Origin of the sequence: Limnohabitans sp. DCL3, assembly GCF_048019295.1 — a bacterium.
In the GTDB taxonomy this organism is placed as follows: Bacteria; Pseudomonadota; Gammaproteobacteria; order Burkholderiales; family Burkholderiaceae_C; genus Limnohabitans_A.
This window is the reverse complement of record NZ_CP171842.1, coordinates 1822466-1839260: the sequence shown is the minus strand read 5'-3', so window position 1 is coordinate 1839260 and position 16795 is coordinate 1822466. Positions and strand designations below refer to the sequence as shown.

Genomic DNA, 16795 nt, shown 5'->3' with positions numbered 1-16795 from the left:
TATGGTACCCGACAAAAAGCAGAAAATTTGGAAAAAAATTTATGAACACGACAAAAGAAAATTTCGTCCAGCAGTTATCTCAGTTGATGAAAACTCAAGAATTTATTGAAGACTTCAACACATCAGTTCCAATATCTGAGCTGCTACGATTACCATCAGTGCGAAAATGGTTATCAAAAAAAACATTTAATGAAATTGATCTGGCTAGAGGACTGGATGGCTCTTCGGAAGCTGAGTTATCCGTTGCGCGAAAGAACACAGTCGCACACAATATTAATTCGCTAAAACAGAATTTAACGTTGGATCGAGGAGCGATTTTAACCGATCGAACGATGCAGTTTATTAACACTTCAGATGCCCCGCATATTCGAGTCTTGCATGTGGGTCCTCGAAATGTGAACGAGATTCTGGCATCATTATCTCATGGTGTGATATTTGAAAATATATCTGCCCTAGATTTAATCCAAGTTTACGAGTTTTTCGATGTGGGCGATATGCATAAAATGCCATACGAGGACTCAACATTTGATGTGATTATAGTCGGTTGGGTATTGGCCTACTCTGCTATGCCAAGTTCCGCCATCCAAGAACTTGCAAGGGTGGCAAAAGATGGTGCAATTATTGGAGTTGGTTGGGACTTCTCTTCTTTCGATTATGAAAATGCAGGATTACTTTCGAATAAGGCCGGCATAACAACGATAAAAAATTCTGGAGATATCCTCGAGCTCTTTAATGTTCATACTACCTTTAAAAACAAAGTGCTTATGGCTGAGGACTCCTCATATCCTTGGGATGGAGAGACGCGGAGAAACACATTGGTGTTTAAAATTCTTAAATCACAACTTGACCTGAGACCAGTTCTACTTAGGGAAGCAATGATGCTCCAAAAGCTTGTCGGCGTAATTGATAATATTCCAGCGGATATCAATCAGCAACTTCTTGGGCATTATGACTTTATAATGAATTACACGCAGAAGCTTTATTCTGATGAGCCAAGAGAGGATTATAAGCTCTTAAGAAAAAATTATATAAGATACAGTGGAAATTTAGAGGAAGTAATTTCTAGTGAAATTTCCAAAATATTTCCGCCACTCTTTGAAAAAAGTTCTACTGGAAAATCAATTTTTACTGGCGAAGATTTGAGTGAAGTGGAATATAAAGCTATTACCGATGGACTATCAACTGATGGATTTGCAATGTTTCCAAGGTTAATCCCAGAGGACTTTTTAAGTGTATTGCAGGAGATATTTCAAAGATATAAACCAGAATCTGGTCGTTTGCTAATTGAAGAGCAAAATCTTCTTCGGCACAAGGCCGTCCCAGATCTCTTGCTTGACAGAGCTTTTCTCACTATTGCAGAACGATTTCTTGGAACCGTTCCGATAATTGATTTTTTCGTAGGGATGCGTACTGCCGAAAACCAGGAACCTAATGGTCATGAATTAATAAGAAAATTGGATACAGACGCAATGCTATTTCATTTTGATAAGGATCGCATTAAATTTTTGAAAATTTTTATATATTTGAATGATACAGACGAAACCAATGGAGCGCATGAGTTGATCCCAGGTAGCCATAAAATTATTCCTCCGAGAGATGGGCGGTTCAGTGACGAGGAGGCTCGGGCGTTAACAGGGAAAGAGTCGAAGAAAATTATTGGCAGGGCAGGCACGGTGTTTTTGGTTAACACACACACTCTTCACAAGGGGACCCCCATTAAGCAAGGCTACAGAGATGTACTTCAGTTTGAATATGTAAACTCTTTAGCGGGAGCTCCAGTTAAACCATTGCCCTTGTCAGTTTTTCTTCCAGAGTCGAAGCACATGATAGAACTTTTTCCGCGAATGTTCATGCGTTATCATCAATAAGGCGATGCGATAGCGGCGTAGAAAATACATAAGCCTTCATGCTTGGAGCTTGAGTGACTTATTGATAAGGAGTCGACCCTGAAAAACCCCTGCAACCCGCATGAACGCTTGTGATCTGGGGTGAATCCGGATGGTCAGAACTCTCAAATAGATATTCAATGGAGTCTGTTTTCTGGGAGTTTTTGAAAGCAGCGCCATGACCGATGACTTTTTCCGCAACCGCCTGGATCAGATGATCGATTTGCGCCACCCGCTGGCGTTGCTGGCCAATCGCATGCCTTGGCAAGAGATCGAAGCTTCTCTTGCTCAGCGCTGGGCACGTCAGGTCAAGGCGGGCATGAAGATCGAAGACTTGGACTTGTTTGGCCCGGTCTCGGCCGTTGCCGGTGGCGGCGTCTCCAATGCCGGGCGTCTTCGTCTGCCCACCCGTTTGATGGTGGCGCTTCTGTACCTCAAGCATGCGTTCAACGAAAGCGACGAAGACTTGATCCAACGCTGGGGCGAGACTCCGACTTGGCAATACTTTTCTGGCAATGAGTATTTTGAGCACCAGTGGCCGTGCGACCCCACACAACTGGGGCGCTTCCGTAAAGCTTTGGGCGAAGAAGGCGTAGAAGAACTTCTGGCTCGCACCATGGAGGTGGCGGTCACGCTCAAGCTGATTGCCAAGAAGGAATTGACCCGCGTGATCGTGGATTCCACGGTGCAAGAGAAGGCGGTGGCGCACCCCACCGACAGCAAGTTGCTGGAGACGGCCCGAGTCAAAGTGGTTGAAGCCGCCAAGGCCAATGGCATCGAGCTCAAGCAAACCTACGCCAAAGAAGGCCAGCTGCTGGGCTACAAGGCTGGGCGCTACGCACATGCCCGCCAGTTCAAACGCATGCGCAAAGTCATCAAACGCCAACGCACCATCGTCGGGCGGTTGCAGCGCGAGGTGGCTCGCAAGATGAGCGTGCTCAGCCAAGCCATACAAGACACCTTGGGCCAGGCATTGGACAAGGCCAAGCGTTTGGTCACTCAGACCGGCAGCCGCAAAGCGGTGGACAACCGCGCCAAGCTCTACAGCTGGCACGCGCCAGAGGTGGAGTGCATCAGCAAGGGCAAGAGCCGCAACCCGTACGAGTTCGGCGTGAAGGTAGGCTTGGCTATGACGCTCAAGGGCAATTTGATCGTGGGAGCCAGGAGCTTTCCCGGTAACCCATATGACGGCCATACCATGCAAGAGCAGATCGAGCAAAGCGCCATTCTGATGCAAGGCTTGGGCGTCAAGCCCAGTGTGGTGTACGCCAACCTGGGCTACCGGGGCGTGGACAAGGACAACCCGCACATCGAGATCAAACACCGGGGCAAGGACAAGCGGCTGACCGATGAAGAGCGCAGACTGCTCAAACGCCGTCAAGCCATCGAGCCGATCATCGGGCACCTCAAAGCTGATCACCGGAAGGACCGCTGCCATCTCAAAGGCTCAGAAGGCGATGCGTTGCATGCCGTGCTGTGCGCGGCGGGCTACAACATCCGCTGGCTGCTGCGGATGATTGTCAAAAAAGGCCTGGGCCTTTTGTTGTGCCTGTTGCAGGTGAGCGGTTTGACGGGCTTGTTTGCGAAGTTGGCAGAAATCTTCGGCCTCAACCGACTGCAAAACCCAGATCAGCGCTGGGCGTTGGCTTGAAATGAATTTTGCAGGGCCGACTAGACAACTATGACGACAACTACAGGGGCCAGCACATCAGCCAGGCTGAGCCTGATGCTGACCGACTTGCGATTGCCCACCATCAAACGCTTGGCCGGTGACTTGTGTGTCCAGTCCGACTTGGAGGGCTGGACTGCGCACCGATTCTTGGAGGCTTTAATCGAGCATGGGATCAACGAGAGGGAGCGCAGGCGCATGGACCGTCATCGCCAAGAGTCCGGGCTAGGGCCTGACAAGCGGCTGTCGAGCTTTGACTTTGCGGCCGTGCCCAGCGTGTCCAAGGCGCAGGTGATGGCATTGAGCGAAGGCACAGAGTGGCTCGACCGGGGTGCAAACGTGTTGCTGTTTGGCCCGCCCGGGGTGGGCAAGAGCCACTTGGTCAGTGCTTTGGGCAATGCCCTGATTGAAGCAGGCAAGCGGGTGTTGTTCACACGCTGCTCGGATCTGGTGCAACGCTTGCAGGCGGCCAGGCGTGATCTGCGGCTGCCGCAGGAGTTGGCCAAGCTGGAACGGTTTGATTTGTTGATTCTGGACGACCTGAGCTACGTGCGCCGTGACCAAGCTGAAACATCGGTGTTGTTTGAATTGATCTCTGAGCGGTATGAGCGCAAGAGCTTGGCCATCACGGCCAACACGCCGTTCTCGCAGTGGGGAGAGGTGTTTGTAGATCCGGCCATGACGATAGCGGCAGTTGACCGCTTGGTGCATCACTCCACGATATTGGAGATGAATGTGGAGAGTTACCGCAGGCGCTCAGCGCAGGCTATGGCGACACCAGCAAGAAAGGTCAGCTCAAGCAAATAACGCGACGAATTCATCCCCGCTTCCACCGGCCAGGATAGTTGTCGCCGAGCGGTCAGGATAGTTGACGTCAAGCAGTTCGAAATGCATTGTTCAGAGAAGATTGCTTGTATTTCCTAAATGATTCGATAAAATAATATCTAAATTCAATGATCGTGGAAGGCATTGAAATTCAAAGCACTCCACGGTGCCAGCAGATGCCCCTACAGACTAAGCTGTAACACGCAAGTGAATTAATTTCAAAATAAATTTTAATTAAATCGAATGAATAATAAAATATGGATGGTCGGCAACTCTCAACTACATTTGAGTGTTATTACGGAGTTTTGTTCTGAAGATGATTTTAGCCGACTTTATCAGGATTGGAAAAGTCTCAGAATTTCGGAAGGTAAATTCTTTAAAGATGGAAATGAAATAAATTATCTTTTTTGTAATATGGGTCTTCTGGGGCAAATATCTTTTGACGGTGAAAATGTCAGTCATACGCAAAATATGTCCATTTTCTTAAATAAAATTGATCGCGATGCATCGCACATCGTCATTATGCTTCGGGGAAATGAGTTTGCGTTTGAATCACTTGTTGAAACACCGGTACCTTGGGATTTTTCCTACAACAATTCTCCAGCCATTAAAGGTAGACAGTTATTAAAAATTAAAGATGTGTCGGCGCATTTAGCCAAGGCAACCAATGCAACGCTAGCGACATGTCTTCTGTATAAAATAAATTTTCCTAAAGCTAAAATTTGGTACGTCACGCCACCACCACCCTTAGAATCCGAGAATCACATCCTTAGCAATCCAGAAGGATTTAAAGATTTATTTGAGAAATTTGGTGTTCGACCATTTTCTGTGCGAAAGAAAATTTACCAAGTTATGTACGATTCGCTCAGCAGTAGCCTTGATAATTTCGGCATCAAGACTTTGCGAGCTCCACTTAAATCATTCACCGATACAGGGGGCTTGCGTGAAGACTTCGCATCTGGTTGTCTGCACGGTAATCATCTTTATGGTCGTGCTATTTTTGAATTAATGGAGAAGGAGGATTTTTATGCACCCCTATAATCATCTTCCAGATGAAAATTTCTGGCGTCAAGGGGTTTTTGATAAAATTTACTCTGATATAAATTTCAAGCCTACAACCAAATTCAAAATCACCCCAAATGACAAGGTTTCAACGGGAGGTAGTTGTTTTGCACAACATATTGCAGCCAACCTTTCCATGCTTGGATTAAATCATTTTGTAACCGAAGAGGCGCCCTCTATTTTATCTTTGCAACGGGCAACCGAGCTTCATTACAGCCAGTTCTCTGCACGGTATGGGAATATTTATACAGCAAGGCAATTGAGACAATTGATCGAGTTTGCATTTGGCTTGCGTCAAATGAGTGTTTTAGCCGAAGAAACTGATCGAGGTTGGATTGATTTACTCAGACCAGGTGTTTGCAATGAGGGTTTCGATACCTTGCACGATCTCGAATGCGACAGAGTATTTCACTTGTCATGCGTTCGAAAAATGTTGCTTGAGACCCATTGTTTCATTTTCACATTGGGTCTCACAGAAGCTTGGTATGAGGTTGGCTCTAACATTATCTTTCCTGTTTGCCCTGGCACTAAGGCTGGTCAGTTCGATCCATCAAGGCATCACTTCATTAATTTCACCGCCGCTCAGGTGGTGGAGGATCTACGATGGTGCATTGAGTTCATCAATGTGCAAAATCCGTGCATGAAATGGATCTTTACAGTGTCTCCTGTAGCGCTCTCCGCGACGGCCTCTAACCAAAATGTCCTAGTAGCTACGGCTGCTTCTAAAGGTATTTTGCGAGCTGCCGCTGAGGAAGTGTTTCAGACTTACGAGAACTGCGAATACTTTCCGAGCTTCGAAATCACCACCAGCCCCCCGTCATTCGGACAGTTTCTGAATTCAGATCTCAGAGAGATTTCCCCCCGTGGCGTTCAACTGGTGTTGCGTGTATTCAAGCGTGCCTTTGGGATTGCGGCTTTAGCTGAAGGAGGCAACATTGTTATTCCAAATTCTGCGGAAGTTGATTTCGAACACTTGGTCGAGAAAGCCATTCAGGCTGAGTGCGATGAGGCTTTTAACAACCCTGTACAGGTAAATCGATAGGTTTTGTCGACTCTGTAAAGTTGAAGTCTGGCCTGCGTCCGGGACGATTCATCTAATCTAGGCAAATTCACCTGATATCAACATCGTTCACCTAGGATGTAGTCGTTTTGCCGAGAGTACACTGAATCAGAAAATTAAAAAGCCAGTCAGGTTAAACCCGACTGGCTTTAAGTTGTTCAAACCACACCTAGGTGCGGTTACCTCGGTTACCTCAAGAGCGACAACACCGACTGTGGCGCTTGGTTCGCCTGGGCCAGCATCGCCGTGGCCGCCTGTTGGATGATCTGACTGCGGGCCAGCTCGGTGGTGGCTTGGGCGTAGTCGGTGTCCATGATCCGGCTGCGTGACGCTTGGGCGTTTTGCGAGATGCTTGCCAGGTTGTCCATCGCATAAGTCAAACGGTTCACAGTGGCACCGAAGGTCGCGCGGTCGCTGTCCAGGGTGGCGATGGCTTTGTCCAAAGTGGTCAAAGCACTGGTGGCGCCGGACCTGGTGGCCAAAGTCACACCGCTGATCGCCAGCGCCTTGTCGATGTCTTTGAACTGGACAGAGAACTGGTTGCCTGACGCACCGCCTGTGCCCACTTGCAAAGTGACTTTGCCCGAGGTGCCGATACCACCGTCACTGCCTGCACTCTTGGCGGTGAACAGTTTCATGCCGTTCCACTCGGTGTTGTCGGAAATGCGGGTGATCTCTTTGCTCAGCGAAGAAACTTCGGAGTTCAGTGCGGAGCGGTCGCTGGCCGTGTAAGTGTCGTTGGCTGCTTGCACAGCCAGTTCACGCATGCGCTGCAGCATGTTGGTGATCTCTTGTGTGGCGCCTTCGGCGGTTTGGATCAATGAGACGCCGTCGTTGGCGTTGCGCACGGCTTGGTTCAAGCCGCGGATCTGTGCGGTCATCTTGTTGCCGATGGCCATGCCTGCAGCGTCGTCTGAGGCATTGTTGATGCGCTTGCCGGTCGACAGTTGTTGCATGGCTTTGTCCATGCTGCGGTTGTTGACTGTCATGGCGTTTTGGGCCACAAGCGACTTCACGTTGGTGTTGATAACGGACATGGTCTTACTCCTTGAAGAGGTTTATTTCAAAAGGTTGGCAGGAACCCGAAGGGAGTAGACCTGCCTGTTTGGTACAGAAAATCGGTTTTGAATCTCTGTTACTTGGTGAATCGGTTGCTGTGCAATAAGCTTTAGCGCTTTGTTGAATTTTTTTGATCTGATCAAGACTTTGAGTCTTGCATCAAGCCTTTCACGTTGTCCAGGTTGTGGGCCACGCGCAATGCGGTTTCATCAGGGATCTGGCGCACCACTTCACCTTCTTTGTTTTTCACGGTCACCACCACCTTGTTGGCCACGTCGTCCACACTGAAGCTGAGGTCACGGTTGTTGCGGCGCATTTGTTGGTTCAAGTGCTCAGTCGCTTCTTCCAACGTGCGGCGGCTTTCTTGCGGGTTGTGCTTGGGTTGGGTTTGCACCTCGGGCTTGGCGATCTCAACCACTGGGGCACGCACCGCTTCGGCGGGTTTGGCCGCTGGGGCGGTGGGCACCGCGGCAGGCGGCAGGCGGCTGGGGGTGATGTCGTTGCTCATGGTTTATTCCTTCAATCAAGGCCCCCCGCTGACAGAACTGACGATTGGACCAACGTGTAGGCTGGCCAAAATGGGGGTGTCGTCATCATGATTCGGCGGCGGGCGGCAAAACTTGAGCGGTTTGGCAGAAAAAGCGGCAATTTTTTGCCGCTTGGGACCGTGCCGTGGGGATTTGCCTATAAAAATACTACTTTTATCATTTGTTGAATTGGTTGAGCATCTAGTCCGATGAATTCGTCCAAAAGCATGAAATTCTTTTTTGTCCTAAAAAATTCTCAATATTGACAACAACGTTTATACTGTTAGTCAGTTTGGGGTATGGTCTTGGGCATTGCCAAAGGCCATGTGTTCACTTTCCTCACGCTCTCACAGCGTTGACTTTTTACTAGCGGGTACTCATGTTTTCGATCTTCAAGGGAGCCGAGTCGCCGGAAGTTCTCAAAAAGCGCGCCAAGCAAGCTTATGAGAAGGTGGTCGAGCTGACCGCCGACACCTTTGAAGCCAACCGCATGCGCCGTGGCATGGCCTTGCTGTGCTGTGCCCATTTGGACAAAACCTTCATCTCGGGTGCTGAGCGCATGGCCGATTGGCAGCAGATGGCCGCATTTGCCGTGGCCAAGAGCGAAGAGCCGCCACCCTTGCCCAAGGCCGATTGCTACCAAAAGATCCGTTCCGGTAAAACGGACATTTGGGCGTATCTTCCGACCGAATACGCCGAGAGTGCTTTCTTGTTCGGTGCCAAATACCAGCGCACTGAGCTGTCGTCCGAACAAGCCATCACGGCCATGCAGCAGTTGGCCGACAACATTTGCATGTCAGAGATCGGTTTGGGTTTTGAGATTGTGGTGCTTAAATTTTTGCGCCAAGAATTGACCCAAAGCGAAAAAGCGTCTGACGTGGAAGAAGACCTGAGCGGCTTGTCCAACGGTTGAAGGCGACAGGGCCATTGGCCCACCGCAGCGCGGTGGGCTCAGCCCAAAAAATTCGCAGGCCAGTGCGAATTGGCGCAATAGGCTTTCAAGCCCAGCTTGTTGTCGATCCAGATGCCGTCAAACAGACCATGCGCAGTGGTCACGATGCCGGGCAATTTGTGCAGTTGATCGCGTGTGGGGTTGCGCAAGCCCAAGACTTCGTCGATCAGCATCAAAACAGGCTGCACATCCGATGAGGCGTCCGGGCTGTACACCACACCGTAATGGCGATGGCTCAATGCGCTTGAGCAGCGTTGCAGTATGAAACCCAAGTCGCAGCTGGCAATGACTTGATCGCGCCAAATGGCGTGGTCTTCGGCTGAGCGGGTACGTTGCTCCAGACCAATGACCTCGTGCACCTGCAAAGCAGGCAGCAGGAGGTCAATGTCTTCAACCCGGATGTGCAGGAACTGAGCCATGTGCCTTGATGTACCTGGTTCAAGCACTCAATGGCAAGTGGTGGGGCGTTTGCAGGTTTTCCGCCAAGCGGTACAAAGCTGCAGCGTCCAGAATCAACACCACACGGCCGTCGCCCAAAATACTGGCGCCGCCTACACCTGGCAAGGCCGCCAAGCGTGGGTGGATGTCTTTGGTGAAGAGCTCTTGACGTCCGACGAACTCTTGCACCGAGACACCCAACGTGCGTTGCCCATCGCTGAGCACCACGACATAGCGGTGTGACTGCTTTTCGGCAGGCGGATAGCCCAACACTTCTTCCAGACGCACGATGGGCAAAAAGTTCCCACGCAGCAAGATGGCGGTACGGCCTTTGACGGTTTGGTACTCGTCCGGGCTGACCTCGACCAATTCGGCCACATAACGGCCGGGAATGGCCATGGTCTGGTTGGCGGTGTTGACCAACAACACCTCTTGCACCGCCGCAGACAGCGGCATTTGCATGGTGAAGGTGGTGCCACGGCCGACCTCGGAGTCCAAGTGGATGGTGCCGCCCAAGCGCATCACGCTGGTGCGCACCACGTCCATGCCCACACCTCGTCCGGAGGTCTCGGTGACCACATCGGCGGTGCTGAAAGCCGGGCGGAAGATGAAGCCCAGAATGTCCTCTTTGCTCATCAGCAGGCTGTCTTCTTCTTTCACCAAGCCGCGGTCCACCGCTTTGCGCCGCACCCGTTCAGGGTCAATGCCTTTGCCGTCATCGATCACGCGGATCATGATGCGGCTGCCTTGCTGTTCGGCCTGGATGCGGATAACGGCTTCGTCAGGCTTGCCCGCTTGACGGCGCTCTTCGGGCTTTTCCACGCCATGGTCGGCGCTGTTGCGCACCATGTGCAGCAAGGGGTCGGCCAAAGATTCGACCATGGCCTTGTCGATCTTGACTTCTTGGCCAATCAATTCCAAGCGGATTTGCTTGCCCTGTGCCAAAGCCAAGTCGCGCACCATGCGCGGAAAGCGTTTGAAGACCAATTCCACAGGCACGACACGCAGGCCCATCACGCTGTCTTGCAAGCGAGACAAAGCACCTTGGATCAGCGCATCGGTCTCTTGCAGGCGGCGCAGCTGGTCTTCCAAATTCTCGGCCACATGCTGCAGATCGGCCAATTGGGTTTGGGGGTCTTTTTGATGGCCTTCTTGCCGCAAGCGGATCAACCCATCACGGGCACGCTGGTCGCCAATGATGTGGGCCAATTGCCCACGCACCAGCACCATCTCGCCAATCTGGTTCATGAACTGGTCGAGCATTTCACCCGGCACGCGGATCACGTTGGAAGAAGCGTTGGCCGCAGCAGGGGACGCAGCCCGCGCCGGCGTCGCAGCAGCAGGTTTGGCCACAGCGACTTCGGCGGTGGGGGCTGCTGGGGCCGATGCAGTGGCCGCTGGTGCAGGACTGGCGGCCGCTGCGGGCGCCGCAGGAGCAGCCGCCGGAGTTGGAGCTGGAGCAGAAGCTGGAGCTGGCGCTGGAGCTGGAGCTGGAGCAGGAGCAGGAGCTGGAGCTGCTGCAGGTTTGGCCGCAGGCTTGGGTTTGTTGTGGTCTTTGCCCAACTCGCCCAGCAACAGAACATGGCCCGAGCCTTGGTCGATGGTGGTCAGGTCGTTTTCTATGGCCGCGCGAGTGGCCTTCGAAATGAACAACATCTCGTACCAACTGAGGTTGTTCTCGATCAAGGTGCGGTTGGTGATGACTCGACCCTTTTCATGCACCCAAGTGAGGAAAGCCGTGGCAATGCTCTCCGATGATTCCAAGTGCGCTTTGATCAGGTAAGCCAAGTGCCCGTCTTGGATCAACTCCACCAACTCGCGCGTGTTGTCGGGCGAGAGCAATTCGGACAATTCAATCGGGATGTTCATCGACGCGACAAACTGACGCACGGCATCGACCGGGGTATCGCCCGCATCGTCGTGCGCCCACAAATAGTCACGAATGCTTTGGTGCAGACGCTCGTCGGTGGCTTTCAAGGGGCCTTGCTTCAGAGGCTGACGCCCGCTGGCTGCGAGCAGATCGCGGATGAATTGCAAAGCCTCACGGCACAAGGCGATGACACCGGCATCCAAGCCCATTTGGTGGCGGGCTGCCCGTGCAAACGCGTCGACCAGCAGCAGGGGCACATCGGTGCGCGACTGGGGGTAGAGGGACGACAGGTAGCCGTGGATGCGCGAGAAGCGCTGCGACAGCAGGTTGGCGATCTCATCATTTTGTGCAGGGGCCGTACCTTCCAGCGTTTGCAGCAACTCTTCCACCTGGGTCAAATGCAGAAGCAGGTTGTCTTTGAGGGTCCGGGCCAGAACTTTCGCCAGGGACTCACCGCCCAAATCCACACCTGTGGTCTCACCCAAGGTTTTCAGATCGTCCAAGAACGCCACGATCACATCGACCATGCGTTCGCCATCGGTCTGAGAGATCTCTGCCGAAACAGGCAAGGCCTCCAAAATTTCTTCAATCCGTGTGTCAAGCCCGGCATAACCCAGGCTGTTGGAGCCTTTGAGCATCCAGCGCAAGGGTTTGCGGATGTCGTTGGCCACAGCCAAGATTTGTGGACCGTCTTGCTTGGTGGCAATCGAGTTGGCCAAGCGTTCCAGAATCGGCAGGCCATTGCTGATCAGGCGCAAGAACACCACTTGACGGTTGTCCGTCGTGCCGTCAGCGGCTTTGGTGGGTTCGGCGCGTGCAGGAGCAGGAGCAGGAGCAGGAGCAGGAGAGGGCGCTGGGCTGGACGCGGGCACCGAAGGGACTGGTTCAGGTGCAGGTGCAGGTGCAGGTGCAGCAGGGGCTACTGGCTCCGGTGCGGGCGGTGGCTCGGGTGCAGCGACAGGTGCGGGTTCGCTTTTGTCGGGAACCGTCAAGGCCTGGCCTTGGCTGACCATTTTGAAGGCGCGCTCCAACTCGGCCAACAGGGCTGCGGGTTTTTCGCCATCGCTGCGTTCGGCCACGGCTTTTTCGCACAGCAGTTTGATCGCGTCGAGCGAGCGCAACAGCAAATCCACCGTGTTTTTGTCGAGTGCGGCAGTGCCCTCGCGCACCATGCCCAGCAAGTCTTCGCAGCGGTGCGCAACCGACTCCAGCGCGCCCAATTCCATGACACGGCTCAGACCTTTGAGCGAGTGAAAAGCTCGGAAGAGGCCGGAGACCTCTTCGGCATTGAGCGGTTCGCTGTCGGCCTTGACGAGCAAGGACTCAATGCTTTCAATGTGCTCTTCGGTCTCAACTGCGTACTGCGCCCAGATGGTTTCTAGAAAATCGTCAGACACGGTCCCACACTCCTTTCGAGCTTAGTGTCGAAAAACAGGCAATGCCTTTTACGACAGACCCAGCACGCGGCGTGAGGCGTTGACGATCTCGTGCCCTTTTTTGGCATTGAGGTCCAGACTCATGGCACCCGACGGTTTGGCAATCACTTCGGCTGCGCCAAATTTACGCGCTTCGATGGCTTGAGGTGAACCGGCTTGGGCCACCGAGGAGACGATGATCACCGGCACTTTGCTCATCAAGCGCAGGCGCTTGATGCACTCGATGCCATCCATATGGGGCATTTCGATGTCGAGCAGCACCAGATCAGGCGCGATCTCTTTGACTTGCTGGAGGGCTTCCAGCCCGTTGGTGGCTTCACCGGCGACTTCCAGATCGGGGTCTGAGGTGACGATGCCACGCAACAGGGCGCGCATCACAAAAGAGTCGTCAACGATGAGTATGCGTTTCTTGGTCATGGGGCAGTCTCTATCAAACAGAGGTTTTGAAAGTGGGAATTGTGCGGGATGCGCACAAGCGTGACAGGCGTGTACCTATCTCTTTGGGGGAAAGCACGGCCGTGGCCAGGCCTGCGTTGAGGGTCGATGTGGGCATGCCGTCCACAATGCAGCTGTCGGGCTCTTGAACCAGAACATGCCCGTTTTTGCGGGCCACCAAGTCTTTGGCGCCCAACATGCCGTCGCTGCCCATGCCCGTCATGACGACCGCCACAACGGGGCAAGAGGTGGCTGCAGCCGATCGGAAAAGCACATCGGCGTTGGGGTGGATGGTGGCATGGGCATCGGTTTTTTGGTACAGCATCAGCTTGCCCGGAAAAGGCTCACGAACGACCACGTCGGTGCCGCCTTTGGCAATCACGATCATGCCGGGCTTGAGTTCCATCTGTTCTGTGCTTTCCACCACGTCCAAGCCCGTCTCGCTGCGCAAGTGGGCTGCAAAACCGCTGGTGAACATGGGGGGCATGTGTTGCGCCACCACCATCGGGCAACCCAGTCGCCCCATGGACTTGAGCACATGCGGCAGTGTGGCTGGGCCGCCGGTCGAGATGCCCAACACCACCAAGCCCGCAGCTTGCTGGTTCGGCACCGAGCGCAATTGACGAGGCGCTGCGGGCGTGTTTTTGCCCACCGCCAATGGCGATGCGGCCAAATTGCGGATGGTGCCCAGACGTGATTTCTTCTTGGCCCAATAGCGCAGTTTTTCCACCAAGTCGGCGCCGATTTGCACAATGTCGAGTTGCACAAAAGAGGACTTCTTGGCGATGAAATCCACCGCACCCAACTCCAGCGCTCGGATGGTGGTGACCGAGTTGCGCTCGGTCAAGCTGCTGAGCATGATGATGGGGCAGGGCGTGGCGGCCATGATCTGACGGGTGGCTTCTAGGCCATCCATCACGGGCATTTCAACGTCCATGGTGATGACGTCAGGGCGCAGCTCACGCGCCATCTCCACGCACATTTGCCCGGTCTTGGCTTCACCGACCACTTCGATGTCGCTTTGACTCTCCACCATCTTGCGGATGGCAATGCGCATGAACGCCGAGTCGTCAGAAATGAGCAATCTGATCATACGCGCTTGTCATTTCTCACATACCAAGGGCCGCCCTTGCCCAAGCGCGATTCGAAGTACTCTGGCACCAGCATCTGCACCGATGCGCCCAAAACCAACACACCGCCCGTGGACATGGCGCGTGCCAGCATGGTTTGCACAGCCTTCTTGATGGGGTCTTCAAAGTAAATCAGCACGTTGCGGCAGAACACCAAATCCATGCCCATGACGGGGGGGCGGTTGTTCATGAGGTTAAAGCGCTCAAAGCGCGTGCATTGCCGCACCCATTCACGGATCTTGAAATAGTTCACACCCGGCATGGCGTTCGCAGGTGCAATCTTGACGTCCTCGAACATGCTTTTCCACTCGTCTGGCAAATTGCGAAACGAGCCCATGCCCAAATCACCATACACCGCCGCTTTGGCCGTGCGCAAGGCTTGGTTGGAGATGTCGGTGCCAAAAGAAAAGACGCTCCAGCCTGCCTCGGGCACGAGTTTGCCTTCAAACAAGCGGGCATAACCGGCCTTTTGCATGGCCCGCAAAGCCGAGAAGGTCAAGTCGTAGACTTCTTCGCCCGTTGAGCTGGCGGCAGACCAAATTTGCACTTGCTTTTGGGTTTTACGCAAATTGAGCAAGTGCGGCATGATCTCGTCGGCCAACATGCTCATCAGATCGGGGTCGCGGCAGAAATAGGTTTCGTGCACGGTCAAGTTCTCGACCAAGGACTGCCATTCCGAGTGTTCCGTGGAGCAGTTGTTCATGCTCTCGACCCAGTCTTTCAACGTGGCCATGGGCATGTCTTTAAAAATGCGCACCAATTTGCGCTCGACCAGCGTGCCCGGCTTGATGCCAAAACGCGTTTCCACACCCGCCATCAGCTCGTTGATCAACACCAGCAGTGCGCGCGATTGGCTGGGTTCTTCAGGGCGCGCGAATGAGGCGGCCGGTGCCGGCGCAGGCTTGGGTGCCAGTGCGCCATAGCTGGGCGCTGGCGCAGAGGTTGTGGCTGCGCGGGCGGTGCCAACCGCGGTGCGCATTTGACTGATCAAGTCATTGACTTTTTTATCTTGTGTCACAGGCTGTTCATTTCATATGGCGTTTGGCGGCCAAGGTCAATGGCGCCAAAGTGATGAGTGAAATCAGCTCGCCGTCAAGCTTACCAACTTCGTTCAGGTAATCGTTTTGTTGGTTTCGAACCGGGGTGATGTTGGCCTCTTGGATGTCAATGACGCGTTCAATGCGGTCCACAATCAAGGCCCAGGGCTCATCGTCCACACGAACCACCACGTACGACGACGTCTCCAGGGGTCTGACTCCCAGCATCTTGCGCAAATCGATCACCGGCGCGATCTCGCCCTTGATCTGGATCACGCCGCTGAGGCTTTGGTCCCCTTCAGGCAAATCCACACTGGGGCTGTACTCTTCCACGCGGTCCACCAGCCCCAAGGGCAGGGCGCAGCGTTCACTTCCCAATCTGAAAGACAACATGCGTCGCACGGCGCTGGGGACCAAATGGTTGTTGTGGAGCATGAAGGTGGTTTGCTGGGTCAAGAAACGCTGGTAATGGGCAATCGCTTGGGGCGAGAGCAGGCCGGTCATCGACAACAAACCGGTCATGTGGCCTTGTCGGGCTGCGGCACCATTGAGGTAGCCTTCGAGCTGTGCATCTTGCGAGCCCGCCACCGCCTGCACCGCTTCACGGGGGTAGCGTTCAATGCCAAGAATGGCCGAGACGCTCACGCCCAATTGCAGGCCTTGGACCTTGACCACCAGCACAAATTTCGCTTCGGTGAGCTTGGGGCGGTTCAGCAATCCGCCCAAAGACACAATCAGCAGGGCCTGGCCACGCAGCTGCATGAGGCCTTGCACTTCGGGTGATGAACCGGGCAGTTGGGTCAAAGCACCGATTTCCACAATCTCCTGCACATGGGCCATGGGCAGTGCGTAGGTCTCACCACAGTCTTCGACCGTGACTGTGGCCATGTCGTTGTTGGCCTGCTTGGCCGCATCGGTTCGTGCGGCGTCGTGCAGGTCAAAACCGATCAGGCCGCCACCGCCCTCGGGCACGCCCGTCGGATCCATGTTGCGCATGTCCAGGGATTGCTCGTCCAGCAACAGCACCATGCGCTCGTTGAGCGTGAATTCGCCACACACCAGATTGCGCTGGTCAGGGTCCACATAAGGGGTCAGCAGCGATTCGTCCAGGTTGATCTTGTTGTGCACCCGATCGACTTGCAGCGCAATGTTTTCGTGGCCGGTGATGACCACCAACAAATTGCCGTTGGCGTCGGCGGTGCGCGCGGGCATGCCCAAGCGCAGGGCCAAATCGATTTTCAGCAGCACGGTGCCGGTCACATTGACCAGGCCCTCGACCTCTGGCGGTGCGTAGGGCAGGGGCGTCACAGCCAAGGACTCCAGCACCTGACTGACCGCAGACGCGCGCAGGGCGAAGCGGTTTTCTTGGATGTCGAAAAGTACCAGTTCCATGTGGGGGGGTCTCGCCG

14 protein-coding genes are annotated in these 16795 nt (G+C 53.7%); 6 read left to right on the top strand and 8 right to left on the bottom strand.

Annotation, left to right across the window (positions count from 1 at the left end; genetic code table 11):
* Positions 1-41: 41 nt before the first annotated feature.
* The 5 genes from ACHEXK_RS08315 (at position 42) to ACHEXK_RS08295 (ending at position 6484) form a co-directional block, all read left to right on the top strand.
* The gene (locus tag ACHEXK_RS08315) at positions 42-1868 is read left to right on the top strand and encodes a phytanoyl-CoA dioxygenase family protein (protein WP_416545144.1); all 1827 of its coding nucleotides are present in this window, start codon (positions 42-44) and stop codon (positions 1866-1868) included.
* A 196-nt stretch (positions 1869-2064) separates the two neighbouring features.
* On the top strand, positions 2065-3537 hold the full coding sequence (locus tag ACHEXK_RS08310) for an IS5 family transposase (protein ID WP_416545142.1): 1473 nt from the start codon (positions 2065-2067) through the stop codon (positions 3535-3537).
* A gap of 30 nt (positions 3538-3567) precedes the next feature.
* Positions 3568-4362, top strand: a complete 795-nt coding sequence (gene istB / locus ACHEXK_RS08305) for an IS21-like element helper ATPase IstB (RefSeq protein ID WP_416545140.1) — start codon at positions 3568-3570, stop codon at positions 4360-4362.
* A gap of 261 nt (positions 4363-4623) precedes the next feature.
* Entirely contained in the window at positions 4624-5421 is a 798-nt protein-coding gene (locus ACHEXK_RS08300; protein ID WP_416545138.1) for a hypothetical protein, read from the top strand.
* The gene (locus ACHEXK_RS08295; protein ID WP_416545136.1) at positions 5408-6484 is read left to right on the top strand and encodes a GSCFA domain-containing protein; all 1077 of its coding nucleotides are present in this window, start codon (positions 5408-5410) and stop codon (positions 6482-6484) included. Before ACHEXK_RS08300 ends, ACHEXK_RS08295 begins: the two co-directional genes overlap by 14 nt.
* 206 nt (positions 6485-6690) lie before the next feature.
* Here ACHEXK_RS08295 and ACHEXK_RS08290 read toward each other — a convergent pair whose 3' ends face one another.
* Positions 6691-7539, bottom strand: a complete 849-nt coding sequence (locus ACHEXK_RS08290; RefSeq protein ID WP_416545134.1) for a flagellin — start codon at positions 7537-7539, stop codon at positions 6691-6693.
* A 161-nt stretch (positions 7540-7700) separates the two neighbouring features.
* Entirely contained in the window at positions 7701-8069 is a 369-nt protein-coding gene (locus ACHEXK_RS08285; RefSeq protein ID WP_416545132.1) for a flagellar protein FlaG, read from the bottom strand.
* 398 nt (positions 8070-8467) lie between these two features.
* Between ACHEXK_RS08285 and ACHEXK_RS08280 the strand changes: the two genes are divergently transcribed.
* On the top strand, positions 8468-9001 hold the full coding sequence (locus ACHEXK_RS08280; protein WP_416545130.1) for a hypothetical protein: 534 nt from the start codon (positions 8468-8470) through the stop codon (positions 8999-9001).
* Positions 9002-9039: 38 nt separating this feature from the next.
* On the opposite strand, the gene ACHEXK_RS08275 is transcribed toward ACHEXK_RS08280, so the two are convergent.
* Genes ACHEXK_RS08275 through ACHEXK_RS08250 form a run of 6 tightly spaced genes read right to left on the bottom strand, consistent with a single transcriptional unit; the run spans position 9040 to position 16778 of the window.
* Positions 9040-9459, bottom strand: coding sequence for a chemotaxis protein CheW (locus ACHEXK_RS08275; RefSeq protein ID WP_416545128.1), 420 nt, complete (start codon positions 9457-9459; stop codon positions 9040-9042).
* 19 nt (positions 9460-9478) lie between these two features.
* Positions 9479-12745, bottom strand: coding sequence for a chemotaxis protein CheW (locus ACHEXK_RS08270; RefSeq protein ID WP_416545126.1), 3267 nt, complete (start codon positions 12743-12745; stop codon positions 9479-9481).
* A 48-nt stretch (positions 12746-12793) separates the two neighbouring features.
* On the bottom strand, positions 12794-13201 hold the full coding sequence (locus ACHEXK_RS08265) for a response regulator (protein WP_416545124.1): 408 nt from the start codon (positions 13199-13201) through the stop codon (positions 12794-12796).
* 13 nt (positions 13202-13214) lie between these two features.
* Positions 13215-14312, bottom strand: coding sequence for a chemotaxis-specific protein-glutamate methyltransferase CheB (gene cheB, locus ACHEXK_RS08260; RefSeq protein WP_416545122.1), 1098 nt, complete (start codon positions 14310-14312; stop codon positions 13215-13217).
* The gene (locus ACHEXK_RS08255) at positions 14309-15328 is read right to left on the bottom strand and encodes a CheR family methyltransferase (RefSeq protein ID WP_416545120.1); all 1020 of its coding nucleotides are present in this window, start codon (positions 15326-15328) and stop codon (positions 14309-14311) included. The genes cheB and ACHEXK_RS08255 overlap by 4 nt, the downstream gene beginning before the upstream one ends.
* Positions 15329-15374: 46 nt before the next feature.
* Positions 15375-16778 carry a chemotaxis protein CheW gene (locus tag ACHEXK_RS08250; RefSeq protein ID WP_416545118.1) on the bottom strand — a complete coding sequence of 468 codons (1404 nt, stop codon included), beginning with the start codon at positions 16776-16778 and terminating at the stop codon, positions 15375-15377.
* Positions 16779-16795: the final 17 nt, after the last annotated feature.

What these genes read in the sequence shown, in the direction of transcription:
- ACHEXK_RS08315 (WP_416545144.1), top strand. Translation starts at nt 42, where the DNA reads ATGAACACGACAAAAGAAAATTTCGTCCAGCAGTTATCTCAGTTGATG.
- ACHEXK_RS08310 (WP_416545142.1), top strand. Translation starts at nt 2,065, where the DNA reads ATGACCGATGACTTTTTCCGCAACCGCCTGGATCAGATGATCGATTTG.
- istB (WP_416545140.1), top strand. Translation starts at nt 3,568, where the DNA reads ATGACGACAACTACAGGGGCCAGCACATCAGCCAGGCTGAGCCTGATG.
- ACHEXK_RS08300 (WP_416545138.1), top strand. Translation starts at nt 4,624, where the DNA reads ATGAATAATAAAATATGGATGGTCGGCAACTCTCAACTACATTTGAGT.
- ACHEXK_RS08295 (WP_416545136.1), top strand. Translation starts at nt 5,408, where the DNA reads ATGCACCCCTATAATCATCTTCCAGATGAAAATTTCTGGCGTCAAGGG.
- ACHEXK_RS08290 (WP_416545134.1), bottom strand. Translation starts at nt 7,539, where the DNA reads ATGTCCGTTATCAACACCAACGTGAAGTCGCTTGTGGCCCAAAACGCC.
- ACHEXK_RS08285 (WP_416545132.1), bottom strand. Translation starts at nt 8,069, where the DNA reads ATGAGCAACGACATCACCCCCAGCCGCCTGCCGCCTGCCGCGGTGCCC.
- ACHEXK_RS08280 (WP_416545130.1), top strand. Translation starts at nt 8,468, where the DNA reads ATGTTTTCGATCTTCAAGGGAGCCGAGTCGCCGGAAGTTCTCAAAAAG.
- ACHEXK_RS08275 (WP_416545128.1), bottom strand. Translation starts at nt 9,459, where the DNA reads ATGGCTCAGTTCCTGCACATCCGGGTTGAAGACATTGACCTCCTGCTG.
- ACHEXK_RS08265 (WP_416545124.1), bottom strand. Translation starts at nt 13,201, where the DNA reads ATGACCAAGAAACGCATACTCATCGTTGACGACTCTTTTGTGATGCGC.
- cheB (WP_416545122.1), bottom strand. Translation starts at nt 14,312, where the DNA reads ATGATCAGATTGCTCATTTCTGACGACTCGGCGTTCATGCGCATTGCC.
- ACHEXK_RS08255 (WP_416545120.1), bottom strand. Translation starts at nt 15,328, where the DNA reads ATGCGCACCGCGGTTGGCACCGCCCGCGCAGCCACAACCTCTGCGCCA.
- ACHEXK_RS08250 (WP_416545118.1), bottom strand. Translation starts at nt 16,778, where the DNA reads ATGGAACTGGTACTTTTCGACATCCAAGAAAACCGCTTCGCCCTGCGC.